Raw genomic sequence first — 21902 nt, 5'->3', positions numbered from 1 at the left:
CTCTCACATCGGCCGAATCGTCCAGCCACGGCCGGAGCAGATTACGTCACCCTTCCGATTGAAGAAGACATTGTCGTGCACCACGAACAGCCGTTCGCGCTTGATGAACTTGTCGAGCGCGCGGGCCTGCAGGGTGATGACGTCGCCCGGGCGCGCCGGAATGTTGTAGCTCCAGGACTGGCCGGCATTGACGGTTCCGGGCGAGCGCATCCAGTCGTCCGCCGGCGTGCAGGAAAACATCAAGAGGATGTGGATCGAGGGCGGCGCGATCAGTCCGCCATAGCGGGTGGTCCTGGCGTAGGCCTCGTCGAAATAGATCGGGTGATCCTCGCCGACCGATTTGCAGTACAGCTCGATCGCCTCCTTGGTCAGCGTATAGGGGATGGTCTTGCGCGGCTCGCCGGGAACGATGTCGTCCCAGACCTTGCGCAAATTGGCGTCTTTCCAGAAATCGGTCTCGAAGGCCTCGGCCTGCGCCATGCCACACTCCCTTACTTTCTATTCTCCGCTGTTTATTTTCTGCCGTCTTGCGGAATTCGTTATATAGTATAATCAATTTTCCAGACCCAAAAATCAAGTCGGCGGGAAACCCCATATGCCCAAGCTCAAGCTGCCCGATATCGAAAAGGTCGTCGCGATCGACATCCATACCCATGCGGAAGAACCGTGCGGCCTGCATGGCGACGACGGCTATGACGACTTCCAGGAGCGCATGGCCGAGTACTTCAAATCGCCGCACAAGCATCCGCCGACCGTGCCGGAGACTGCGGCCTACTACCGCTCGAAGAATATCGCGGCCGTGATCTTCCCTGTTGATGCCGAGCGCGAGACCGGATTCCGCCGCTACAACAATTACGAAATGCTGGAGGTGGCTTCCGACCATCTCGACGTCCTCATCCCCTTCGTGTCAATCGATCCGCACAAGGGCAAGCTCGGCGTGCGGGAAGCACGCAAGCTGATCGAGGAATACGGCGTCCGCGGCTTCAAATTCCATCCGACCATGCAGGGCTTTTACGCCAACGACCGCATGGCCTATCCGCTCTATGAAGCGATCAACGATGGCGGCGCGATCGCGCTGTTTCACACCGGCCAGACCGGCGTCGGCTCAGGCATGCCCGGCGGCATGGGGATGCGGCTGAAATATTCCAACCCGATGTACATGGACGACGTCGCGGCGGATTTTCCCGATCTGAAGATCATCCTCGCACATCCCTCCTTCCCCTGGCAGGAAGAGGCGCTGTCGGTCGCGACCCACAAGCCGAACGTCTATATCGATCTCTCCGGCTGGTCGCCGAAATATTTCCCGCCGATCCTGGTGCGCTACATCAATTCGATTTTGCAGGACAAGATGCTGTTCGGCTCGGACTGGCCGGTGATCACGCCGGACCGCTGGCTGGCGGATTTTGCAAAACTCGAGATCCGCGAGGAGATCCGGCCGAAGGTGATGAAGGCCAACGCGCGGAAGATTTTGGGAATCTAAAAGAGTATCATCGGCGGCAACCTGCGAGGTGATCGATGACGAACTTCGCCAGAATTGCCGCCCTGCTCGCCGCGCTCCTGATCTGGGGCGCGGGCGTGAACTCTGTGCTGGCGGCCGACAGGCCGCCGCGCCTTGTCGAATTCCAAAGCCCGCTGGTGGGCGGTCCGCAAGCGTTGCAGGGTTACCTGCGATTGCCCGATGGCCCCGGCCCTTCGCCTGCGGTCGTGCTGTTGCACGGCTGCGGCGGCGGCTGGCGGGGACTCGACGAGCGCTGGGGCAAGCTGCTTGCGGCGTGGGGCTATGTCACGCTGACTGTGGACTCCTTCGGAACACGCGGCATCACGAGCGCCTGTACGGGACCGCCGCCACCGACCCTGTATGATGCCTACCGCGCACTGAATTTCATCGTCGGACAGTCATCGGTCGACCCGGACCGCGTGGCCGTGGTGGGATTTTCACAAGGCGCAATGCTGGCGTTGCATGCTGTCGAGCACGGCGCGATCGAACGCAGTTCGAAAGAAAAATTCCGCGCGGCGATCGGCTTCTATCCGCCTTGCCTCGGCCTCAAAGGCAACATGACGGTGCCGACCCTGATTCTGGTCGGCGAGCTCGACGACTGGACGCCGGCGAACGAGTGTCGCAACCTTGCCGAAGGCCGTGACGACTGGGGTATCTCACGCGAGAAGGGCCAGGGGATTCCGATCGAACTCACCGTCTATCCCGGCGCCTATCATGATTTCGACGTGCCGCATTTCCGCACGCCCCAAAAGTTCCTGGGCCATCACCTTGAATTCAACGAGGAGGCGCGGGATCGATCGGTCGACGCCGTACGGAAATTCCTGCATGCGACCATCGGCGAAAAAGAGAAGCAACCGTGACCATCAAAGCCATTGTCTTCGACGCCTATGGCACGCTTTACGACGTCCAGTCGGTGGCCGACGTCACCGAGGACGCGTTTCCCGGCTATGGCGAGATCATCACCCAGGTCTGGCGCATCAAGCAGCTCGAATATACCTGGCTGCGCTCGCTGATGCGGCGCTACCAGGATTTCTCTGACGTGACACGCGACTCGCTGGCCTACACGCTTGCGAGCCTCGGGCTCGAATATGACGACGAGACTTTCGCGCGCATCATCGACAAATATCTGCATCTCGATCCCTATCCGGATGCGCTTGCGGCATTATCGGCAATGAAGGATCGCAAGCTCGCGATCCTGTCCAACGGCAGCCCCGATATGCTCAACGCGCTGGTGAAGAACAGCGGGCTCGACCAACTGCTCGACGCAGTCATCAGCGTCGACGCCAAAAAGATTTTCAAGCCCAGCCCCGAAGCCTACATGCTGATCGAGGAAGTGCTGCAGGTGCCGCCTGCCGAGGTGCTGTTCATCTCGGCCAACCCATGGGACGCCTGCGGCGCCAAGGCGTTCGGGCTCAACGTCGCCTGGATCGAGCGGGTGACGCCGGAAGCGATGGCGCTGGCCTGCCTCGAAAGCGAGACACTGCCGCCATTGACGATGTTTTGGGCGTTGCGTACCCAGATGGATGAGCTTGGCGTGACGCCGGATCATCGCATCCGCGGTCTCGCCGAACTCCCCGCCCTGGTGTCTGTCCAAAGGTCCTGAAATGAGCCTTGAGTCCGTCCGCGCCTTCTTCGCAGAAAAGGCGCCCGATATCTCCGTGATCGAATCCCAAATGAGTTCGGCGACCGTTGCGCTGGCGGCGGAAGCTTACGGCGTCGAGCCGGCGCGCATTGCGAAGACGCTGTCCTTAAGGATCGGCGAGCGCATGGTGCTGATCGTGGCGGCAGGCACGTCGCGGATGGACAACAAGAAGGTGAAGGCGCTGTTCGGTGGAAAGCCGAAGATGCTCGGCCTCGACGAGGTCGCCGAGATCACCGGGCATGAGGTCGGCGGCGTCTGTCCGTTCGGATTGAAAACGCCGCTGCCGATCTATTGCGATGTTTCGCTGAAGGCGTTCGACATCGTGGTGCCGGCCGCGGGCTCAACCCACAGCGCGGTGAAAATTACCCCTGAGCGCATGGCGGAACTGACGGCGGCCGAATGGGTCGACGTCTGCGAGACCAGGCCAGTTGAGGCCGCGTCGGCGGTCTAGAGTCTGACGCGTTTTCTTGACGCGACCGGTCTCCACTTCGCTTGAAAACGCTTTAGTCGTATTCGTCGAAGTACGGCCTCGGCGGGGGCAACGCTTCTCGCTGCATTTGCTGCGGCGCGCGGCCGCGCGGCGCCTGCTGCGGCACACGCTGCCCTGGCGCACGATTGACCTGCTGCTGCTCGGCGCTCGATTCGAACACCGCGCGGCAATTGCTGGAGAGCTGCGGCGTGTTATGCCGCAAGCAAGCCACGATCCGACTGACATCCGGAATCTGGTCGCCGCAGAGCCGCCACACATCGGGCGTGCAGGCCATCTGCTGTTCCCAGGTTCCGCGATATTCCTGCGAGAATGCTGGTGCGATGCCGCCGATCGCTATGGCAAGGCCGAGGACAATCCGCTGCGTTCGCATGCACGGGTCCTTTCTTTGTGTTTTCAGTTAGGCGCGGACGTTTCCGCGCGGTGATGATGCATCAAGCCTGCTGGATGAATGCGGCCACGCGACGTTGGTGCGAACAAAAAAATGTGAAGCGAGTTCCCTACTCCACCTTGCCGATTTTCTTCACGGCTGCGACCAGCCGGGCGCTGTCTTCCGCGACGAATTTTGCAAACTCCGGCGCGTCGAGATAGGCCACCGGGCTACCGGCGGTTTCATATGTCTTCACCACCTCGGGCGCCTTCACCGCTTCCGCCATCGCTTCGCGCAGCCGGGTCATGATCGGCGCCGGCAGCGCGCTTTGCGCGAACAGTCCGGCCCAGATGTAGAACTCGACATCCTTGTAGCCGAGTTCCTTGAAGGTCGGCAGATCGGGAAAACTCTTGATGCGCTCGGCGCCCCAATTGGCGAGCACGCGCATCTTGCCGTCATCGACCTGCTGCTTCAGCGTGCCCGGCGCTGACGCCACCGCTTGAATGGTGCCGCTCAAGAGCGCGGTCAGCGCCGGACCGGCGCCGCGGAACGGCACGTGCAGCAGCTTGATGCCGGCGCTCGCTGCAAACATCTCCATCGCCACATGCAGCGTGCCGTAGGGCCCGGACGAGCCGTAGGGAATTTGTCCGGGACGCTTCTTGGCGTCGTCGACGAACTCCTGCAGCGTCTTCCACGGCGCCGAGGCCGGTACCGCGAGCAGCGTCGGATCGGCGAGCACGCGCGCGATCGGCGCGAATTGCGAGACTTCATACGCCACCGGCCGGTCGAACAGCCGATCGGCCTCGGGGAGCACCGCGAGCGAAGATAGTGTCATCAATAGCGTATGCCCGTCGGGCTCGGCGCGTGCCGCCGCCGCGTTGCCGACCGATCCGCCGCCGCCACCGGCGCGGTTGTCGACGATGACGGGCTTGCCGAGGATCCGCTCCAGCGCCTGCGCCACCGGCCGCGCGGCGAGATCAGCCTGGCCGCCCGGCGGGAATGGGACGATCATGGTGATGTTGCGGGAAGGGTATGGGGCTTGGGCTGACGCGGCTCTGGAGAGCGCGGTCTGCGCCAGCGGCAGCGCGGCTGCCGCCTTGAGAAGTTCGCGGCGGTTCATTGGTGAGGGCCTCCCGATTTATTTTCGTTATTGGGGGCAGCCTAGCCGATACAAGGCATCTGGCGATAGTGCGCGTCGTCTCACCCTCCCCTGGAGGGGGAGGATGAAGATCAACGCCTAGCCGTTCCTCCGCTTCTTCGCCTTCGCAAAATGCTTCGCGAGAAAATCCGCCAGCACCTCCACCCGCGCGGGTCGCGGGCCGCCGGGTGGCGTCACCAGATGCACGGCGCCTTCGGGCTGGTGCCAGCCTTTCAGGATCACCTCGACTTCGCCGGATGCGATGGCGTCGCCGATGATGAAGTCGGGCAGATCGGCGATGCCGAGGCCGGCGATGACGGACGGCAACAGTGCCTCGCCATTGTTGACGCGGAGCTGGCCTGCGGGGCGCACGCTGGCCTGCTCGCCTGAGGCGTTGGTGTAATGCCAGACATTTGCAGTCGAGAGATAGGCGTAGCCGAAGCATTTGTGCTGGGCCAGATGCATCGGGTGTGTCGGCCGGCCGTGGCGCTTTAAATAGGATGGCGCCGCCACGGTGTAGCGCGGCATCGCGCAGAGCCGCCGCGCGATCAGCGAAGAATCCGGCAGGCGCGCGATGCGCAGGCCGGCATCGAAACCCTCCCCGATCAGGTCGACGGTTGCATCGCTCAGGTGCAGATCGATCGAGACCTCCGGGTAAGCGGCGAGAAATTCCGGCAGGATCGGCGCTATCGCCTTGACGCCGAACGTCATCGGCACTGCGAGCCGCACCAGCCCGCGCGGCGCCATCGATTGCGACAAGGCCTCGTTCTCGGCGTCCTCGCCATCGGCCAGGAGGCGCGCCGCGCGCTCGGCCAGCCTCTGCCCGGCATCGGTCAGCGCCAGCCGCCGCGAAGTGCGGTTGAACAGCCGCGCGCCGAGCCGCTGCTCCAGCCGGCTGACCGCCTTGGACACGGTCGCCTTGGACAGCGCGAGCTCGGTCGCGGCCGATGCAAACGACCGCAATTCCACGACTTTTGCGAAAATCGCCAGCGCCTCGAAATCCGGGAGCTTTGACATGCGGCCACCCCTGAAGGTCATTTTTGGAAACAATGAGTTTCAATAGTTTCTATTTCTATACCACGGTCGGCGGCATATCCAAGGGACATCGGGAATTCAAGCAATGGAGAATCCAATGACCAAGAAGCTCTCAGGCAAGGTAGCCCTCGTCACCGGCGGTTCGCGCGGCATCGGCGCGGCCAGCGCCCGCGCCCTCGCGGAACAAGGTGCCAACGTCGCCATCAGCTATGTCGCCTCTCCCGACAAGGCCGAGGCTGTCGTCACCGAGCTGAAGGCCAAGGGCGTCAATGCCCGCGCCTACAAGGCCGACCAGGCCTCCTCCGTCGACGTCGATCAACTCGTGAAAAACGTCGCCAAGGATTTCGGCCGCCTCGACATCCTCGTCAACAATGCCGGCGTTGCCGTCGGCGGCGCGGTCGATGATCCCAATGCGGATACCGCGGCATTGGCCCGGCAGAGCGCGGTGAATGTCGACGGCGTCATTACTGCGATCCGCGCGGCGGCAAAGCTGATGGGCGAAGGCGGCCGCATCGTGACGATCGGCTCCGATATCGCGACCCGCGCCTCGTTCCCCGGCCTCGCCGACTACGCCGCCACCAAGGCGGCCGTCGTTGGCTACACCAAGGGCGCGGCGCGCGACCTCGGACCGCGCGGCATCACCGTCAACGTGCTGCAGCCAGGCTCGATCGACACCGACTTGAACCCGGACGACGACCGCGATTTTGCCGCCCTGCAGCGCAAGCAGCACGCGCTGCAACGCTTCGGCAAGCCGGAAGAGATCGCCGCCGGCGTCGTTTTCCTCGCGAGCCCCGAAGCCTCCTTCGTGACCGGCACCGTGCTCAACGTCGACGGCGGCTTCGGCGCGTAATTCAAATCCAGCGAGGCCGGGCGCATGCCGCCCGGCTTCCTAATTCAAAGAACTTTCAACGAAGGAATATCCCATGATCGAACTTAGACCTTTTGCAAAGCTCGGCAGCGCTGATCACGGCTGGCTGAAAGCAAAACATCACTTCTCGTTCGGCAGCCACTATGATCCCGACAATATGGGCCACGGCTCCTTGCGGGTGTGGAACGATGACGAGATTGCGCCGAACACCGGCTTTCCCGCCCATCCGCACGCCAACATGGAAATCATCACTTATGTCCGCGAAGGCGCGATCACGCATCAGGACTCGCTCGGCAACAAGGGCCGCACTGAAGCCGGCGACGTGCAGGTGATGAGCGCCGGCAGCGGCATTCGTCATTCCGAATACAATCTGGAGCCTTCGAAGGCCAAGATCTTCCAGATCTGGATCGAGCCGACGACGACGGGCGGCCAGCCGACTTGGGGCGCCAAACCGTTTCCGAAGTCGGATCGCTCCGGCAAGCTCGTCACCATCGCCAGCGGCATTGAAGGCGACAAGGACGCGCTGCCGATCCGCGCCAATGCGCGGGTGCTCGCCACAACGCTGAAGGCCGGCGATAGCGCGGAATATTCCGCGGAGAAGGCGCGGCATCTCTATCTGGTGCCGGCGGCCGGCAGCGTCGAAGTCAACGGCGTGCGCGTCAACGCCCGCGATGGCGCCGCGATCAGCGACGAGGCGAAGCTGACGATTACCGCGCTGGAAGATTCCGAACTGGTGCTGGTCGACGCGGCGTAACTCCACTCGTCATGCCCGGGCTTGACCCGGGCATCCATCCCTCTTCGCAAGACTCAAGGCGAGGGATTGCCGGGTCAAGCCCGGCAATGACAGCTCAACAACCAACAACACCTCTTGCAAACTCAAAGGAAAAGCCATCATGGCCAAAGTTCTCGTGCTCTATTATTCCGCCTACGGTCACATCGAGGCGATGGCGAATGCCGTCGCCGAAGGCGCTCGCAAGGCCGGCGCCACTGTCGATATCAAGCGTGTACCGGAGCTGGTGCCCGAAGCCGTTGCCAAGGCCTCGCATTACAAGCTCGACCAGGCCGCGCCGATCGCCAAGATCGAGGACCTCGTCAATTACGACGCGATCGTCATCGGCACCGGCACGCGTTTCGGCCGGATGGCGTCGCAGATGGCGAACTTCCTCGATCAGGCCGGCGGTCTCTGGGCCAAGGGCGCACTGCACGGAAAGGTCGGCGGCGCCTTTACGTCAACGGCGACCCAGCATGGCGGGCAGGAAACCACGCTGTTCTCGATCATCACCAATTTGCTGCACTTCGGCATGACGGTGGTCGGCCTGAACTACGGCTTTGCCGGCCAGATGAAGCTCGACGAAGTCACCGGCGGCGCGCCTTACGGCGCCACCACGATCACCGGTGGCGACGGCAGCCGCCAGCCGAGCGAAAACGAACTCGCCGGCGCGCGCTATCAAGGACGCGTGATCGCCGAGACCGCGAGCAAACTGCATGGCTGATGCGATACGGGCGGCATTCTCATTCGGGAATGCCGCCCTATCTCGTCCCTCAGGGGACGACGGAAAGAACGATGGTCGAAATTCTCTTTCTCGCTCAACTGGCGCGCCGGCCGCTGCAGGCCATGGCAAGGCGCTGGTGGTGCAGAAGCCTGTACAGCGCCTCGCGCGGACAGCGGCGCTGCCGGGAGTGCACGAAATCGTGAGCCGCGGTTTCTAGAGCTTCGGTTCTGATTGAATCAGAACCGAAGCTCTAGATTCTTTTTTTGGCGCGTTTTCTTCACGCGAACCGGTTCCCACTTCGCTCGAAAACGCTATTAGAGGCCGCGTGAATTCGTGATACGCCTTCTGCCTTCACGGCAGACACGCGCAGGGTTGTGGCATGAGTAACGATTCGCAAGTCCCGTGGCCGGAGTTGCCGACCGCGGCGTGGCGTGACACCTGTGCGACGCTGCACCTCTGGACCCAGATCGTCGGCAAGATCCGGCTGACCAAATCGCCCTGGCTCAATCATTCCTGGCATGTGACGCTCTACGTCACGCCGCGTGGATTGACGACGTCGCCAGTCCCCGACGGCCCGCGAACGTTCCAGATCGACTTCGATTTCATTGACCACACGCTGCGCATCTCGACCAGCGACGGCTCGCTGGAGCAATTTGCGCTAGCAGGACATTCGGTCGCCAGCTTCTACGCCGCCACGATGGCAGCGCTTGCCGAACTCGACATTGCCGTTGTCATCGACGAGATGCCGAACGAATTGCCGGAGCCGGTGCGCTTTTCAGAGGACACCAAGCACGCTTCCTACGATCCCGATGCTGTCGGGTGCTTCCTGCAAATTCTCGTCAACTGCGACCGCGTCTTCAAGCAATTCCGAACCGGCTTCCTCGGCAAGGCCAGTCCGGTGCATTTCTTCTGGGGCAGTTTCGATCTCGCGGTGACGCGCTTCTCGGGCCGCCGCGCCCCGCGCCATCCCGGCGGTGTGCCGAACCTGCCCGATGCGGTCGCACATGAAGCCTATTCACACGAAGTCAGCAGCGCCGGATTCTGGCCAGGCAGCGGCGCGATCGATTATGCCGCGTTCTATTCCTATGCGTATCCCCAGCCAGCAGGCTTCCGCTCGGCGAAGCTGCGGCCAGAGGCGGCCTTCTTCAGCGAAGCACTCGGCGAGTTCATCCTGCCGTACGATGCCGTGCGCACGGCTGCCGATCCCGACAAGGCGCTGCTCGATTTCCTGCAAAGCACCTATGAGGCCGCGGCAATATCAGCAAAGTGGGATCGCGACGCGCTGGAGTGCGATCCTGGCCGGCCGGCCGTGGTGCGGCGGGTTTGAAGCTAGCGTGTAGGGTGGGCGCAAAGCGCGTGCCCACCATCCCCGTCGATTTTGCCGAGGAAGGTGGGCACGGCGCGATGCGCCCATGCCCCCCTACGGATTCCCCAAGCTAATGCCGCAATTCCGGCTTCACGATGGTCTGGCGAACCTCGGTCCCACAATCGGCGCACTCATAGGTGAAATCGATCTTCGCCATGCTCCAGTGCGGTTCGACGTCGCGCACATACATTTCGAGCCCCACACAGCTCGGACAAATAACGAAGCCCGGCTCGAATTCGTCGTGATGATGGATGTAGGCTGGCATGTCGGCTCTCCCCAAGAAAACGCCCAAGAAAGCATTTACCAGTGTCCCCGACCCGCAGCGCAGCATACGCCTCTGACGTGCAGGCGATCATGAACTCTCGCGAACACAGAGAGAACATCCCCACAATCCCGGCATGTGTGACAGATTTGCACCGGTGCGGAACTCCGGCCCCTAGGCGTCATTTCTCTTCGTATGACAACGGCTTACCGAACGCGCGTCTCAGCCTCGCATCGAACTGCGGATGGTTTCGCAGCGCGCCCACGGCGCGATCGCGCAAGGCAAAGGGCCATCCGCGCCAGCTCAAAGCGGTGCTGATGTTGATCAGCGGCAGCCGCCTTACGCCGAAGCGGCGCTTGTAGGCGTAATTGCCGACGGAGAAATCGAACTCGCGCACGCCGTCTTTGTGCAGGGCAGCCATGGTGCGCTCGATGATCAACCGGCCCGGCGAGCAGTTCGACCATTTTTCGCCGGCATTGCTGATGCGGAGCATCACGTAGCGCGAGCCGGTCCTGATGCCGAGCAGCGTCGCCACGATCTCGTCGCCGACCTTGAGCACTGAGACCACCGCATAGCCATTGCCGACGCCGTCGCGGACCAGGTTGCGGTAGAACGCTGCGCAAGTCGCGTCATTGAGAATGTAGTTCCGCCCGAGGCTCTGCATTCGTGTGCTCTGCTGAACTTCGGTGGTCGCGAGAATCCGCAATGCTTCGTTGCTATCAGTGACGACCGCAAAGGATGCGGCAGGATCGCGTGTGAAGACGCGCCAGCTTCGTTGCAGCTCCGTGCGCACGACTTTTTGCAGCGTGTACCGCCAGGCGTCGTAATCCTCGCCTGTCGTGACGAGATTGCCGTTGAGCGCGCAGGCGCCGCCGTCGCCAAGCAAGGCGAGCGGATTGGGTTTGCCGTCGAGATCGACTGGCACCTTGCGAAGGCGGACGAGATCGGCCGCATCCGGCATCCGGCGCAGCGCCGATAACAGACTACGCCACAACACACGCGCGGCCTTGGCATCGCGCGGCGCCGTGGGCCCGAGAATCGGCGCGTTGTAGTCGGTCAGATTGAGATCGGCGAATTCGATCGTTGCGATTTTGCCTTGCTGGCAGCGGATCAGCGGCAGCAGCACCGCCGGCTCGCCGGTCGACGCATCCGTGACAACAGCGATCAATGGCGTCACGCCCTCGGCGCCGGCGAAAGCGCGGTACCAGGCGTCATACCATTGCGGATGCTGGAACGGCGTCGACGGGTTGATGTCGTGCCAACGCGCGATGGCCTGCTTCCAGTCGCGCACCAGCTCGACGCGGAAACCGGCCGCGCGGCCGGTGGACTGCGCCGCCAACTGCCCCGCACTGGTCGTCAATGCCGTCATCGGCGTTGCGATTACGCCGCCTTCGGCAGATCGACGATTTTGCCGGGTTCGTTCGGATCGAGGCGGAAGTCGATCGCACGTCGGGCTTTGCGCTCGCGCTTGACCCACTTGCTGTCGCGCACGAGCTTCTGCAGCACCTTCTTGGCAAAGAAAGACGGGCCGCGCAGATTGCTGGTCTTCGGCGTATAGCCGAAGCGATGACGCAGCAGGCCGTTGGCGAGGTGGACGATCTGGGCGCGGCGAATATCGTCATTGCCATAGGAGACCGTCATCGAGATGTTGACGGTGCCGAGATTCTCCACGCGGTGCGGCGCGTTCAGCGGCCAGTTCAGCATCTGGCCGGGTTCGAGGTCGAACACCTGCGCATGTGCGTCGTACCAGGGCGCGTAGGGCAGATCGACCTCGACGTCGAACAGCGCGATGTCCTCGAGATGTTGCGGCTTGATGAACGGCGCGGTGTTTGGATAGACGTACACCCGCTTGCGGCCGGCGATCTGGATCAGACCCTGCCCCGGCAGGTCGGCATGATAGTAAACCTGCGCGTCCGGCGACGAGACGAGAATGCCGGCCTGGTGATTCGGCACCACGAAATCAGGAACCTTGGCAGCGATCTCCTCGAACATCCGGTCGATCAGCTTGCGAAAGCGGCTGTCGACCGCGCCGACGTCGCGCATGTTGAGCCAGAGGCCGCCGCGGGAAATGGCTTCGATGACCTGCCGTCCCGAGAGGTTGCCGATATCGCCCTCGCGCCAGACGCGGCCGGAGCCCTTGGCGCCGGTCTTCACCAGGCTGTAGTGCTCGCGCGGATAGCTCTCGATCAGCTGCGCAAGTTCGTCCATCGAGAACGCCGGCGAATTGTGCATCTCATGCTGGAGCCGGATCGGCTGATGGCTCCAAAGCTCGGAATGCGCGTCATCCCATGTGCTGAAGATCTTGCCCGTCATCGCCGCTGCTCCTGCTGACTTCCGTTGCCTCAGTGGCCGCCTATTCCGGTTGTCCCGAAATCGCCGCCTGCCGCCATTGCCGTAGCCGCCCGATGTGCCGTTATGAGACGGCCGGACGATTTTCATGGTCGGATTGGCAAGAACGGTGCCGGGCAGACGCGCCCGCTTACCTCAAGCTAATGTCTGCGCTGTATGGCTAACGCCTGACCGCCCCTCGAACCCCGCCGCCGCACGATGACTGGAGAAACCCGATATCGGGCGCTGTTTCTCGGCGCGGGACCGCAGATGCATTGCGGCGTCGGCCAGTTTACCCGGCTGCTGCAGGAGACGATCGAAAAGCTCGAGCCGGGAATCAGCGCGACGTTAACCCTGACGCGCAAGGAAGGCGCATTCGCCGAGATCTGGCGCGCAGTCGGTTCGGCGCAAAGCCTGGTCTGCAATTTTCCGATCGTGGCCTGGAAGCGCGTGATGTTCGCGCCGCTGGTAGCGATGGCGATTGCCCGGCTGCGCCGGCGCAAGGTCGTCCTGATTCAACATGAGTGGCGCGGGCTGCATTGGCTGCGTCGCATCACCTACATGCCCGCGCTGGTCCTTGCCGATGTCATCATCATGTTCTCGCCGCTGGTACGGCAGGAGCTGGCAGACGATCCCTTGCTCGGCTGGACGACAAGGAAGAGCGTGCTGGCACCGCTGCCGCCGAACATCGAGGCACCAGCGGGAATCGAGGATTCGAAATTGCGGCATCGCCTGACCGCCGCGAAGGGCGACGGGCGGCTCCTGATCGGTCATTTCGGATCGATCTATCCGGGCAAGCAGCCCAACGCGCTGCTCGAGATCGGCGCTATCCTGAAGCAACGCGGGCTCAAGCCGCTGATCGTCTATGTCGGCTCTTTCATTCGCGGCGTCGACAAGGTCGAGGAGGAGTTTCATGCCCGCGCGAGAGAACTCGACGTCGCCGACGACGTGATCGTCTCCGGCTTCGTCGCGTCCGATCACGAGGTGTTCGGCCTGTTCAGCGAGATCGACGTCTTCTGCTATCCGCTCGACGAGGGGCTCACCGCGCGGCGCTCCAGCATTCTCACCTGCGTGCAATCAGGCCGTCCGCTGATCGTCGCCGGCCCTACGCGGCCAGATGAATTCGACCACCACCCGCGCTTCAAGGAATTGATCGGCCGCGGCGCCATCGTGCTGGTCGCGCGCGGTTCGGACAACGAGGCGTTTGCCGACCGGATCGCCGCGGTGATCAAGCGCCCGCCGATACCGCTGCCGTTCGATTTCGACGGCTGGTGGAACGATGTGGCTGACGCTGTGCGGGCCGTCCTTCCGGGGCGATGCGAAGCATCGAACCCGGAATCTCGAGATTCCGGGTCTGGTCCTTCGGACCATCCCGGAATGACGGGACGCTAGTCTGCCGCCCGAAACCGCGCGAGATAATGCAGACCGAATACCGCCAGCAGGAACGTGAACCACAACGGATCGGCGCGGTCGAGGAAGAAACTTTCCATCGCCGACAGATAGAGCCCGAACAGCCAGATCCGCAGCAGCACCATGGCCAGCGGACCATTGTTGCCGCCCTCGTCGGCCCGCTGAAAATTGCGCAAGGGCAGGATCACCAGCACCAGGATGAGCAGCGCCAGCCCGGGCACGCCCATGCCCAGCGCGGTGTCGAGATAGCCATTGTGGCTGTGCGCAGCGAAGCCGGCCCACTCCTTGCCTTCAGGGAGATTTTGAATGGCGCTGGAGCCCCAGAAGGACGCAAAGCCGTAGCCGGTGAGCAGCCGTGCACGGAGCGACTGCAGCGCAAATGCCCAGATGTCGGTGCGGCCGGTAAATGTCGAGTCGAACGGCAACAGCTTGGAAATTCCGGCGAGGCTCTCCAGCATCACGGTGCCGATGCTCAACAGGTTCAATAGCAGCAGCGGCGTGAGCAGCACGATCGCGCGAAGCCAGAACGAGCGTATGAAGGAGGTAACCGACGTCAGCAACAGCACCGCAAAGCACAGTGTCAGCGAGCTCTTTCCGGCCGAATACAACAGGAACAGCGAAGCAAGCGCGACGATGGCCGCGCCGGAAAGCCAGAGGCCGGAGCGGATGATGTAGACGCCGAGAAACAGCACCATCACCATGATGGCCGCGGCCTGGTTCTTGTGGCCGAACGCGCCGCGCCAGTTGCCGGCAAGGCCAGGCTCCTGCGGATCGCTCGCCAGGTGGATCGAAAGATCCGGGGCGAGCAATATTCCGAGATAGCAGACCGCGAGCAGTGCGAACGCCGCAATGGTGAACCAGTGCATCAATTCCTGCTGCGACTTCGGCAGCAGCATCAGCGCCGCCGTCACCGCGACGACGCAGACCGTCAGCGAAAGACGCCTGATCGACGTGCCCGGATCGAACGACAGCACCACCGTCACCAGCACCCAGGCGCCGAACAGGACAAATGCCGGCGACAACAACGTCGCCAATCCGCGCCCATCGTCTCGCATCGCCAGCGCGACCGTCAGCACGCTCAGCGCGCCGAATAACGCGTAAGTCGCAAGCTCATTGCCGGTGCCGACGTTGCCGATCTGCAGATCGCCGAGGCTTTCAAACGGATGCAGCGATATCCACCCCAACAGCAGCGTTCCGACGAACGTCGCGCCGCGCACGATATCCATCACCTGCTGCCGCTCGACGCCGGCAGCCACAATGCGGATCTCGGATGCGTCGACGAGCTGGCTCATGAGACGATCTTCGACGCCTTGTAGGGCTGCGGTTCGAGGCCGAACGCGGCCAGCGCGCTGCCGATCGCCACCGTTATCGGGTGCATGGCAATGGAACCCTTGCGTTCGGTCAGAATGGCGTACGCGGCATAGACGAGCGACAACGGCAAGGCCGCCAGCAGTTTGATGGTCAGCTTCGCCTGCAGCCAGACCGTCGGCGTAGCCTTGCGCTGGACGTGATAATTGATGGCGCCAATCCGCAGGCCCCGCGTCACCAGCCATTTCAGGCTGGTCCGGCTTTGCGGCACGGTCTCGCTGATCGTGGCTTCGGCCACCCAGTGAAATCGCATGCCGAGCCGCATGCAGCGATAGAAGAAATCAGTGTCCCCGCCGCCGAGGAAATTGAAACGGAGATCAAACGCCGGCGTACCCAGCCGGTCGAACACCGAGCGCCGGATCAGGCAATTGCCGCAGCCATAGATCACCGGCACCGGACCCGAGGCGTCGTAGGCCGGCGCAAAAGCCGGGTGACGCCGAAGTCCGCGCTTCCGTTCATCATCGAACTCAGGGAATACCGGTCCGCCGACGATGTCGGCGCCGGTCGCTTCCGCAGTGGTGAGCATCAACTCCAGCCAGTCCGGCGAAGCGATTTCGTCGTCGTCGATCATCAGAAAGCTGGTCGCCAGTGGGAACATCTGCAGCGCCGTCTCGAAGGCGGCATTGATCGCATGGCAATTGCCCTGCCGTGGTTCGATCACGCAAAGACCTGATAATTTTCCCGACGCGAGGTATTCGGTGGCTACCGGCACGCTCTCGCTTTTCGACACGTCGTTCTCCACCATGACGACGGCGAAGCGGCGAACGGTGCGCTGACCGGCAAGCGATTCCAGCGTGCGGCGCAGGTAATCCGGACGGCGGAAACAGGGAATGCAGACGACGGTTTCGATGGTGGGATCGAGGCCTGCCGAAAGCGCCACCAGCGCGCGCAGCGCCCTGACCGACGGATCCGGTCCGTCCATCCGGAGATCGCTGGTCGATATCCCTGCCATGACACTCAGGTCGTTCACGAATATGTCTCATCGTCCCGAAACGGGATCGCCGGCTTGGATCCCGGGACACTTCCGTCTCGATAAGGCCGTTCGTTCCGGGATGACCCGGCGTTTGCGAACGTAACGCTGGCGATGGTGCAAATTTCGGTCCGCCGGCACCGCGCGACGTGCCGAACTCCGAGGACGGTTAATGGACGGAGTTAATCCGCGCTGAACATTCCCGACCGGAGATCAACGACTGAACAGCTTTCGGAACAGGAGCTGCGACTTCGGAAACGCGCCGTTGTCAATCTGTGTCGGCCACGCCCCGTCGACATCGAAGTACGCAGCGTAAGCAATCCTGTCCTCGTTCTTCATGAGCCAGTCGTGCATCTGCTGAATGAAAAACGGATTGTCGCCGGCATTGCCGACGCCCCATTCGGGGTAGCTCATGCGCTTGCCGTGCAGACGCGCAAACTCGCGATGCCATTCCAGGCCGAACGGCGCCTTGACGTAAAAGTTGTTCCAGCGCTCTTCAGGCGTGCCTTCATGCTTGAAGTCGTAAACGTCGAGGCCGATGTAGTCGACGACATCGTCGCCGGGATAGCTCGCGTCCGCCGGCATTTCCTGCGGTCCCCATCCCGGACACCAGTCGAACTTGAAGCCTGAGGAGTGACGGCGGAATATTTCCACGACGCGGCGGAACGCCTTGATGTAATCCGCCTCATGCCCCTTCGCGAACCATGCCATCTCAGCCAGGTTCATTTCCCAGCCGAGCCGGATGATCGCTTTCGGATGCGCTTCCGAAATCGCCCGGGCCGCCGCTTCGAATTCGATATCGTGGAGCCCTTCGGCAACGTCGGCGAGCGGCGTGCCTTTCATGGTCAGCGGGATCGACCAGACCACGTTGCGCGACGGATTGAGCTTCTTCCAAACGCCGGGAACCCAGTTCAATTTGGAGAAATCCTCCCACGTCGTCTGACCGTAGAAGTCGACGCCCAACACCGAGGACGGCTTTTGCTTCAACCATTGTTCCCACGTCTGCAGCGTATGTTCGCGTCCGTTTGGCCCCCAATTGACGAAGGCGTCGGCAAATTTCGCCGGGTTGGAAACGCCGCGTGAGGCCGCATTGCTGTCGACGCGAGCCAGCAGCAGCACGGTCAGCACGAAGACCGCCAGCAACAGCAGCAGCCGCTTCAGGCCATGTCCCCTGCGTCGCCTGGGATCAGTTCGAAACATTGGCTGCCCTCGCGTCGCCCACGGCGTTAACGCACCTTGCGCGATGAGTAGTTCGCGCCGTCGCAAAAGGACACAGGCCGGACAAGGCGGCTGTCCCAAAAAGAACAGCAGCCTCACGGCCCCTGCTTGCAGAAAGAGATTCTCGAAAAAAAATCAAACAAAAGCTCATCGGCAATCCATTTGCCGACAAGGCCGGCGATCTCGGCAACCGGCTTTGCAATATCCGGTCCAGCGCGGACCACACGCACGACCGCCGCCGCCGCTATGGTTACTGCGGAACTGCAGCGGCGCCCGGATGTCTGCGACATCGTGGAAAGACCGGATGTGCCGAAAATTCCCGGCTTCGTCGCCTATCTGCAGCAGACGGCGGAAAACCGTCGGATTAACCACGCTGACGCGCCGCAGCACGTTCAGCGCGGGTTCGGCACCGATCTTGCTCCAATGGGCAGCGCGGGAGGTTTGCGCCTGTTAACGGCGGGCCTCCCGCCGATTTGTCGAGATGAATAGTGTCGTGTTGTTAACCCTGGACCCATTGCCGAACTAATGCTCAGCCAGACGTTCCATTATTCGGTTGCAAGCGTCGTGTCGGCCGCCATCGGCCTGCTGAGCGCGGTCGTATTCACGCGCCTGCTCTCACCGGACGAATATGGCGTCTATGTCGTCGGGCTCAGCACCGCGGGTATCGTCTCGGCGCTGCTGTTCACCTGGGTCCGCGTCGCCGCGCTGCGTTTTCAGTCGGAGGGCGGCGCGGTCGACGTCAGGAAGACCATTTTCCTCGCCTATCTCATCTCCGCGCTCGCCGCGCCGATCGCACTCCTTGTTGCCACGCTGACGACGTCGGTATCGCTGGAGCGAAATATCGCTGCCATCTTCTTCGCGCTCGGGCTCGGCCTGTTCGAGCTCGGGCAGGAACTATTGAAAGCGCGTCTGCAATCGCTTGCGTTCATGACGGCATCGATCATCCGCGCCTGCCTCGCGTTTGCGCTGTGCCTGGCCGCGGCACTTCTCGGCGGCGGCGGACTGTGCCAGCTCGCGATGGTGGCCATCACCTATTTCGTTACGACGACGCTGTTTGCGAGCACGATCCTGCAATCCCCTGTCGCAGGACCGAAGATTTCCGATCTGCGGACATTCGCGTCCTTTGGCATTCCGATCACGCTGTCCGGCATCGTCTTCGCGATCCATGCGGCGCTCGACCGCATGCTGGTGTTCCATTTCATGGGCGACCATGCGGCCGGCCAATACGGCGCATCTGCCGATCTCGTCCGGCAGATCATACTCATTCCCGCGGTGAGCATCGCATCCGCCACGATTCCGCTGGCGGTTCGCGCCTACGCAACCGGCGGCGACCGTGAAGCACGGCCGCATCTGGAGTTCAGCCTCGAAATTCTCCTGGCCGCCGTGCTGCCGGCGGTCGTCGGCGTGGCGCTGACGAGCAGCTATATCGCCGGCGTGATCCTCGGCAGCGAGTTTCGCGAGACCGCGGCGCAGACCATGCCGATCCTGGCCTTTGCCTGGCTGTTCCAGTCATTCTCCCAGTCCTACATTCACGCGAGCTTTCACCTCGCCAAGACGCCGTTCATGATGACGACGCAGAGCATCGCGATGTTGGTCGCGAACCTCGCCGTCATGCCGGTCCTGCTTGCCCGATTTGGCCTGGTCGGCGCCGCATCGAGCCTCGTCATCGTCGAAGCCTTCGGCGCAGCGTTCGGGTGGTTCCTGACGCGGAAGGCGTTTCCGCTGCCTTTCAACGCGCCCCACATCATGCGCGTCGTCGCGGCGACGGCGATCATGGCCTTGGTGCTGACGTTCCTGAAACCGCGGCTTCCGATCGGTGTGGTCTCGTTTGCCGTGCTGGCCACGACCGGCTGCATCGTATACGCCCTCGCCGCCTTCGCGTTCGACATCGCGGGCCTCCGCCAGGCCGTGATCGCTTACGGCGCGCGGCGCAATCTCTGGTCGGCCGCAGGTCAATCAAATCTTGAAGGACACGTCCTCCCGTCCGCGTCCGTCACCGCCCCGTCCACGGGACTACCCGGCATATCGGCAAGAGAACCATGATGCGGCTCGCCAGCAAAAATGCGACCGTTGCGGCCGACAATCGACATGTGATCTGCCGAACCAACCCGGTGTCGCTGTCGGGCTTTACCGACAAGCGCCGCGAGGCGACGCGCCCGCTCGCGTGTCGGGGCGAGAACTTCGACCGCGACTTCGACAGCAACACGCTGTTCTACGACGCGGTGCAGGTGAGCAAATCACAGATCGCCCTGTTCGCGCCGCCGTTCTTCAACCTGGCGCGCGACGTCGCGACGACGACCTTCATCAGCGGCGCCGGGACGCGCAAGGCGCGGACAAGGCACCTCGACCGCCACGCCCAATTGTGGCTGGATATTCCCGAGAATACAGGCCCGGTCCAGGCATTGGGCGACCTTGGGAGCTTCACGTTCTCGGTGTCGCCGAACTGTTCGGAAATGTTCCGGGATCGCCGCGTCATCTTCACGATGTCGAAGGACAATCCGATCGAATGGATCCTCGACTGGGTGAGGTTCAACCGCGACATTCACGGGGCCGATGCGGTTCTCATCTACGATAACGGCTCCAGCGCCTACGACAGCGCCACCTTGAGCGCGGCGCTTCGGTCGGTCCCGGGCATCCGCTGCTCCGTCGTGATGGAGTGGCCGTTCAAATACGGCCCGCAGGGAGCCAATAGCTGGGACCACTGGGATTCCGATTTCTGCCAGTTGGGCGCCTGGGAGCACGCCAGATGGCGCTTCCTGCAGCATGCGCGGAGCGCCATGAACTCCGATATCGACGAGTTGGTGCTGTCGAAGACGGGACAATCGGTGTTCGAAGCCGCCGAACAGTCATGGACCGGCCTAGTCCGATATCGCGGGCGATGGATCATCGGCATCGACGACGGCGTCCACGATGACATGCGCGCTCCGCTTCGCCATACCGACTTCTCGATCTTCATGCCGCCGCAATATGAACGTTCGAGGTTCGTGATCCGGCGCGACGCCAACGCGTGCCTGCCGAAATGGACGGTGGTCCCCGCCCGATGCCCCGCCCATGCGCAATGGCACGTCCATTCGATCTTCTCCTGGTGGGCCTCGTATTTCTGCACTGGGGATTTTTCGTTCCGGCACTTCCGCGAAATCGGCAGCAACTGGAAATATCAGCGCACCAACCGCGTGCCGTTCGATCCGTCGGTTCACAAGCCGGACCAGGCATTGATGGACGCTTTCAAGCGCGTCGATTGGGAAAACTGAAATGAACGAGGCAACCTCCACGTCAGAATGGACGAAATCGATGAACGAGGCGGTCACGATCGGACACGCGCAGAGTGCAGCCGCCAATCCCGAAACCGTGCAGCATCCGCAGGCGCTGCTCGCGCTGGCGCATGGCGAGGCGCGGCAGAGCCTCTTGACCGTTCACCGCATTCTCGAAGCGACCTTGCCTGAAGGCGAACTCTCGATTTACGAGGCCGGCGGCGGCTCGACCAGCTTTCTGCCGCTCAAGGTGCTGCATCGCGCCCACGTCACCGTGGTCGACATCGACGAGGACCAGATCCGCAACAACGACTATGCGCACAAGGCAATCCTCGGCGACATCCAGGCCTATCGCTTCAAGCCCAACAGCTTCGATCTCGTGATCTGCTACAACGTGATCGAGCACGTGCCCGATGTCGAAGCGGCGCTGCTGAATTTCTGCGAAGCGCTGAAGCCGAGCGGCATGATCCTGATCGGCGCACCGAACCCGCGCTCACTGTCCGGCGTCGTCACCAAATACTCGCCGCACTGGTTCCACGTCTGGTTCTATCGCCATGTCCGCGGCGATAAGAAAGCCGGCCTGCCCGGCCACGCGCCGTTCCCGACGTTGTTCCACCCGCTGGTCACGCTTCCCAACCTGGAAGCGTTCGCCGAACAGCATGGCCTGCAGATGATCTATCGCAAGCAGTATGAGAGCCCGCGCTATCCCGAGATGCGGCTGCGCATGCCCGCTTTCGCAGCACTGGTCGATGCCGCCGCGCGCGTGATGAACTTATTCCTGCCCGGCCGCACCGATGTACGGCACGGCGACTACCACGTCATCCTGCGAAAGCGCTGACCATGAACGCGATGTTGTCAGAGACACGGGCGAAGGTCAGCCACCGACTGGCGCAAAGCAATAATAGATGGTTAATTTTCTACGGCCACGACGTCACGGAACGGCCGAGCCGCTATTGTTGCTCGCCCGCTTTGCTCGAGCATGCGCTTCGAGCGGCATCCCGGCGTTCCGGCCCTGACCATGGCGGAGGCGATGCGATGCGCCCGCGCTTAAACGCTTTGTTTGCCAATTCGGTGAATAGTCCCTTGGTGAGTATGGTTAATTTTCCCTGTTGCGTTTGTTCAGCGCTTTTTTCCAGCGCACCCGGCGTAGCCCGAAGAGTAACCCCTCAGCCGATGCGTGCGGCAGTTCGAATGGAAG

At 62.5% G+C, this 21902-nt stretch carries 23 protein-coding genes; 13 read left to right on the top strand and 10 right to left on the bottom strand.

The window, feature by feature from the left end; all coding sequences use genetic code 11:
• Positions 1–3 precede the first annotated feature (3 nt).
• A complete protein-coding gene (locus tag AC0QUY_RS33055; protein WP_475390267.1) occupies positions 4–480 on the bottom strand; it encodes a MaoC family dehydratase in 477 nt (158 codons plus the stop codon).
• A 115-nt stretch (positions 481–595) separates the two neighbouring features.
• Between AC0QUY_RS33055 and AC0QUY_RS33050 the strand changes: the two genes are divergently transcribed.
• Genes AC0QUY_RS33050 through AC0QUY_RS33035 form a run of 4 tightly spaced genes read left to right on the top strand, consistent with a single transcriptional unit; the run spans position 596 to position 3591 of the window.
• On the top strand, positions 596–1480 hold the full coding sequence (locus tag AC0QUY_RS33050; protein ID WP_057838072.1) for an amidohydrolase family protein: 885 nt from the start codon (positions 596–598) through the stop codon (positions 1478–1480).
• A gap of 35 nt (positions 1481–1515) precedes the next feature.
• Complete coding sequence (locus AC0QUY_RS33045) at positions 1516–2358, top strand: dienelactone hydrolase family protein (protein WP_475390266.1); 843 nt, start codon at positions 1516–1518, stop codon at positions 2356–2358.
• On the top strand, positions 2355–3101 hold the full coding sequence (locus tag AC0QUY_RS33040) for a haloacid dehalogenase type II (protein ID WP_475390265.1): 747 nt from the start codon (positions 2355–2357) through the stop codon (positions 3099–3101). Before AC0QUY_RS33045 ends, AC0QUY_RS33040 begins: the two co-directional genes overlap by 4 nt.
• Before the next feature lies 1 nt (position 3102).
• Positions 3103–3591 carry a YbaK/EbsC family protein gene (locus AC0QUY_RS33035; RefSeq protein ID WP_475390264.1) on the top strand — a complete coding sequence of 163 codons (489 nt, stop codon included), beginning with the start codon at positions 3103–3105 and terminating at the stop codon, positions 3589–3591.
• A gap of 52 nt (positions 3592–3643) precedes the next feature.
• Here the strand turns inward: AC0QUY_RS33035 and AC0QUY_RS33030 are convergent, their stop codons facing one another.
• The 3 genes from AC0QUY_RS33030 to AC0QUY_RS33020 all read right to left on the bottom strand — a co-directional run bounded on the left by AC0QUY_RS33030 (position 3644) and on the right by AC0QUY_RS33020 (position 6152).
• Entirely contained in the window at positions 3644–4000 is a 357-nt protein-coding gene (locus tag AC0QUY_RS33030) for a hypothetical protein (RefSeq protein ID WP_475390263.1), read from the bottom strand.
• A gap of 127 nt (positions 4001–4127) precedes the next feature.
• Positions 4128–5117 (bottom strand): tripartite tricarboxylate transporter substrate binding protein, encoded by a 990-nt coding sequence (locus AC0QUY_RS33025; protein ID WP_475390262.1) that lies wholly within the window; start codon positions 5115–5117, stop codon positions 4128–4130.
• Between the two features lie 117 nt (positions 5118–5234).
• A complete protein-coding gene (locus AC0QUY_RS33020; protein WP_475390261.1) occupies positions 5235–6152 on the bottom strand; it encodes a LysR family transcriptional regulator in 918 nt (305 codons plus the stop codon).
• Positions 6153–6267: 115 nt separating this feature from the next.
• Here AC0QUY_RS33020 and AC0QUY_RS33015 point away from each other — a divergent pair, with 115 nt between their 5' ends.
• From AC0QUY_RS33015 to AC0QUY_RS33000, 4 genes are all read left to right on the top strand, one after another.
• The gene (locus AC0QUY_RS33015) at positions 6268–7020 is read left to right on the top strand and encodes an SDR family NAD(P)-dependent oxidoreductase (RefSeq protein WP_475390260.1); all 753 of its coding nucleotides are present in this window, start codon (positions 6268–6270) and stop codon (positions 7018–7020) included.
• Positions 7021–7093: 73 nt separating this feature from the next.
• Complete coding sequence (locus tag AC0QUY_RS33010) at positions 7094–7792, top strand: pirin family protein (RefSeq protein ID WP_475390259.1); 699 nt, start codon at positions 7094–7096, stop codon at positions 7790–7792.
• A 139-nt stretch (positions 7793–7931) separates the two neighbouring features.
• Positions 7932–8531: an NAD(P)H:quinone oxidoreductase gene (gene wrbA / locus AC0QUY_RS33005; protein WP_161849814.1), complete on the top strand. Its 600-nt coding sequence runs from the start codon at positions 7932–7934 to the stop codon at positions 8529–8531.
• A gap of 379 nt (positions 8532–8910) precedes the next feature.
• Entirely contained in the window at positions 8911–9858 is a 948-nt protein-coding gene (locus tag AC0QUY_RS33000; RefSeq protein WP_475390258.1) for a DUF5996 family protein, read from the top strand.
• A gap of 109 nt (positions 9859–9967) precedes the next feature.
• On the opposite strand, the gene AC0QUY_RS32995 is transcribed toward AC0QUY_RS33000, so the two are convergent.
• The 3 genes from AC0QUY_RS32995 to AC0QUY_RS32985 all read right to left on the bottom strand — a co-directional run bounded on the left by AC0QUY_RS32995 (position 9968) and on the right by AC0QUY_RS32985 (position 12472).
• Positions 9968–10162 (bottom strand): hypothetical protein, encoded by a 195-nt coding sequence (locus AC0QUY_RS32995; protein WP_161849816.1) that lies wholly within the window; start codon positions 10160–10162, stop codon positions 9968–9970.
• Positions 10163–10340: 178 nt separating this feature from the next.
• Positions 10341–11528 (bottom strand): GNAT family N-acetyltransferase, encoded by a 1188-nt coding sequence (locus AC0QUY_RS32990; RefSeq protein WP_475390257.1) that lies wholly within the window; start codon positions 11526–11528, stop codon positions 10341–10343.
• A gap of 11 nt (positions 11529–11539) precedes the next feature.
• Positions 11540–12472 carry a cupin-like domain-containing protein gene (locus AC0QUY_RS32985; RefSeq protein WP_475390256.1) on the bottom strand — a complete coding sequence of 311 codons (933 nt, stop codon included), beginning with the start codon at positions 12470–12472 and terminating at the stop codon, positions 11540–11542.
• Positions 12473–12706: 234 nt separating this feature from the next.
• On the opposite strand from AC0QUY_RS32985, the gene AC0QUY_RS32980 reads away from it, so the two are divergent.
• Positions 12707–13879 (top strand): glycosyltransferase family protein, encoded by a 1173-nt coding sequence (locus AC0QUY_RS32980; RefSeq protein ID WP_475390255.1) that lies wholly within the window; start codon positions 12707–12709, stop codon positions 13877–13879.
• Here the strand turns inward: AC0QUY_RS32980 and AC0QUY_RS32975 are convergent.
• The 3 genes from AC0QUY_RS32975 to AC0QUY_RS32965 all read right to left on the bottom strand — a co-directional run bounded on the left by AC0QUY_RS32975 (position 13876) and on the right by AC0QUY_RS32965 (position 17435).
• Complete coding sequence (locus tag AC0QUY_RS32975; RefSeq protein ID WP_475390254.1) at positions 13876–15189, bottom strand: O-antigen ligase family protein; 1314 nt, start codon at positions 15187–15189, stop codon at positions 13876–13878. The two genes, AC0QUY_RS32980 and AC0QUY_RS32975, sit on opposite strands and share 4 nt — an antisense overlap.
• The gene (locus AC0QUY_RS32970) at positions 15186–16187 is read right to left on the bottom strand and encodes a glycosyltransferase family 2 protein (protein ID WP_475390280.1); all 1002 of its coding nucleotides are present in this window, start codon (positions 16185–16187) and stop codon (positions 15186–15188) included. Before AC0QUY_RS32970 ends, AC0QUY_RS32975 begins: the two co-directional genes overlap by 4 nt.
• A gap of 261 nt (positions 16188–16448) precedes the next feature.
• Positions 16449–17435, bottom strand: a complete 987-nt coding sequence (locus tag AC0QUY_RS32965) for a glycoside hydrolase family 26 protein (protein WP_475390253.1) — start codon at positions 17433–17435, stop codon at positions 16449–16451.
• Between the two features lie 126 nt (positions 17436–17561).
• On the opposite strand from AC0QUY_RS32965, the gene AC0QUY_RS32960 reads away from it, so the two are divergent.
• From AC0QUY_RS32960 to AC0QUY_RS32945, 4 genes are read left to right on the top strand one after another with little or no spacing between them, the layout of a single operon-like run.
• Complete coding sequence (locus tag AC0QUY_RS32960; protein WP_475390252.1) at positions 17562–17942, top strand: hypothetical protein; 381 nt, start codon at positions 17562–17564, stop codon at positions 17940–17942.
• A gap of 36 nt (positions 17943–17978) precedes the next feature.
• Positions 17979–19496, top strand: coding sequence for a lipopolysaccharide biosynthesis protein (locus AC0QUY_RS32955; protein WP_475390251.1), 1518 nt, complete (start codon positions 17979–17981; stop codon positions 19494–19496).
• The gene (locus AC0QUY_RS32950) at positions 19496–20704 is read left to right on the top strand and encodes a hypothetical protein (protein WP_475390250.1); all 1209 of its coding nucleotides are present in this window, start codon (positions 19496–19498) and stop codon (positions 20702–20704) included. The genes AC0QUY_RS32955 and AC0QUY_RS32950 overlap by 1 nt, the downstream gene beginning before the upstream one ends.
• A 1-nt stretch (position 20705) precedes the next feature.
• Positions 20706–21542 (top strand): class I SAM-dependent methyltransferase, encoded by an 837-nt coding sequence (locus tag AC0QUY_RS32945; protein ID WP_475390249.1) that lies wholly within the window; start codon positions 20706–20708, stop codon positions 21540–21542.
• Positions 21543–21902: the final 360 nt, after the last annotated feature.

The organism is Bradyrhizobium sp. WYCCWR15520 (assembly GCF_056174665.1).
This window is presented reverse-complemented; position numbering and strand designations above follow the sequence as displayed.

Coding starts and splice junctions, on each gene's coding strand:
- AC0QUY_RS33055 (WP_475390267.1), bottom strand. CDS start 480: ATGGCGCAGGCCGAGGCCTTCGAGACCGATTTCTGGAAAGACGCCAAT.
- AC0QUY_RS33050 (WP_057838072.1), top strand. CDS start 596: ATGCCCAAGCTCAAGCTGCCCGATATCGAAAAGGTCGTCGCGATCGAC.
- AC0QUY_RS33045 (WP_475390266.1), top strand. CDS start 1,516: ATGACGAACTTCGCCAGAATTGCCGCCCTGCTCGCCGCGCTCCTGATC.
- AC0QUY_RS33035 (WP_475390264.1), top strand. CDS start 3,103: ATGAGCCTTGAGTCCGTCCGCGCCTTCTTCGCAGAAAAGGCGCCCGAT.
- AC0QUY_RS33030 (WP_475390263.1), bottom strand. CDS start 4,000: ATGCGAACGCAGCGGATTGTCCTCGGCCTTGCCATAGCGATCGGCGGC.
- AC0QUY_RS33025 (WP_475390262.1), bottom strand. CDS start 5,117: ATGAACCGCCGCGAACTTCTCAAGGCGGCAGCCGCGCTGCCGCTGGCG.
- AC0QUY_RS33020 (WP_475390261.1), bottom strand. CDS start 6,152: ATGTCAAAGCTCCCGGATTTCGAGGCGCTGGCGATTTTCGCAAAAGTC.
- AC0QUY_RS33015 (WP_475390260.1), top strand. CDS start 6,268: ATGACCAAGAAGCTCTCAGGCAAGGTAGCCCTCGTCACCGGCGGTTCG.
- AC0QUY_RS33010 (WP_475390259.1), top strand. CDS start 7,094: ATGATCGAACTTAGACCTTTTGCAAAGCTCGGCAGCGCTGATCACGGC.
- wrbA (WP_161849814.1), top strand. CDS start 7,932: ATGGCCAAAGTTCTCGTGCTCTATTATTCCGCCTACGGTCACATCGAG.
- AC0QUY_RS33000 (WP_475390258.1), top strand. CDS start 8,911: ATGAGTAACGATTCGCAAGTCCCGTGGCCGGAGTTGCCGACCGCGGCG.
- AC0QUY_RS32995 (WP_161849816.1), bottom strand. CDS start 10,162: ATGCCAGCCTACATCCATCATCACGACGAATTCGAGCCGGGCTTCGTT.
- AC0QUY_RS32990 (WP_475390257.1), bottom strand. CDS start 11,528: ATGACGGCATTGACGACCAGTGCGGGGCAGTTGGCGGCGCAGTCCACC.
- AC0QUY_RS32985 (WP_475390256.1), bottom strand. CDS start 12,472: ATGACGGGCAAGATCTTCAGCACATGGGATGACGCGCATTCCGAGCTT.
- AC0QUY_RS32980 (WP_475390255.1), top strand. CDS start 12,707: ATGACTGGAGAAACCCGATATCGGGCGCTGTTTCTCGGCGCGGGACCG.
- AC0QUY_RS32975 (WP_475390254.1), bottom strand. CDS start 15,189: ATGAGCCAGCTCGTCGACGCATCCGAGATCCGCATTGTGGCTGCCGGC.
- AC0QUY_RS32970 (WP_475390280.1), bottom strand. CDS start 16,187: ATGGACGGACCGGATCCGTCGGTCAGGGCGCTGCGCGCGCTGGTGGCG.
- AC0QUY_RS32965 (WP_475390253.1), bottom strand. CDS start 17,435: ATGTTTCGAACTGATCCCAGGCGACGCAGGGGACATGGCCTGAAGCGG.
- AC0QUY_RS32955 (WP_475390251.1), top strand. CDS start 17,979: ATGCTCAGCCAGACGTTCCATTATTCGGTTGCAAGCGTCGTGTCGGCC.
- AC0QUY_RS32950 (WP_475390250.1), top strand. CDS start 19,496: ATGCGGCTCGCCAGCAAAAATGCGACCGTTGCGGCCGACAATCGACAT.
- AC0QUY_RS32945 (WP_475390249.1), top strand. CDS start 20,706: ATGAACGAGGCAACCTCCACGTCAGAATGGACGAAATCGATGAACGAG.